Below are 674 nucleotides of genomic sequence, written 5' to 3'. Positions count from 1 at the left end.
GAAGCGCCAAAAGCAGAAGCAAAACCTGTTGAAGCTGAAACAAAAGCACAACCAGCTGCCGCTCCAACAGCGACAGCAAGTCAGGTTGTGGATGTAAAAGTTCCAGATATTGGTGTAGAAAAAGCATTGGTTGCAGAAGTACTGGTCAAAGTCGGTGATCAGATTGAACCTGAACAAAGTATTGTGGTGGTTGAATCGGACAAGGCGACTGTAGAAGTACCAAGCTCGGTTGCTGGGATTGTCGAAGCGATCCAGATTAAAGAAGGCGACAGCATCAAAGAAGGCGTGGTATTGGTTCAGGTCAAGACTGAGAGCGCTGCAACTTCATCTGAACCACAAGCAGCCCCTGCTCAAACAGAAGCGTCAGTCGCAACTATAGAAGCACCAGCTGCAAGCAATACCTCAACAGGTAATGTTGAAATTGAAGTGCCTGATCTAGGTGTAGAAAAAGCAATTGTTTCAGAAATTTTGGTCAATGTCGGTGATCGCGTTGAAGCTCAACAAAGCCTATGCGTGGTTGAGTCAGATAAAGCGTCTGTTGAAGTGCCAAGTTCAGTGGCGGGGATTGTAAAAGCAATCCATGTCTCTGCGAATCAAGAAGTTCGTCAAGGCGTGGCTTTGGCAACGATTGAGGTGAGTGGTCAGGCTGCCGCTCCAGCAGCACCAAAAGCTCA

1 protein-coding gene is annotated in these 674 nt (G+C 47.5%); it reads left to right on the top strand.

The annotated features are described in order from the left end of the window. Window positions 1-674, top strand: a 674-nt coding sequence (locus tag B4237_RS07590) for a biotin/lipoyl-containing protein (RefSeq protein WP_286942519.1), incomplete at both ends; no start/stop codon positions are given.

The organism is Acinetobacter sp. UBA6526 (genome assembly GCF_002434875.1).
GTDB classification, from domain to species: Bacteria; Pseudomonadota; Gammaproteobacteria; order Pseudomonadales; family Moraxellaceae; genus Acinetobacter; species Acinetobacter venetianus.
This window is presented reverse-complemented; position numbering and strand designations above follow the sequence as displayed.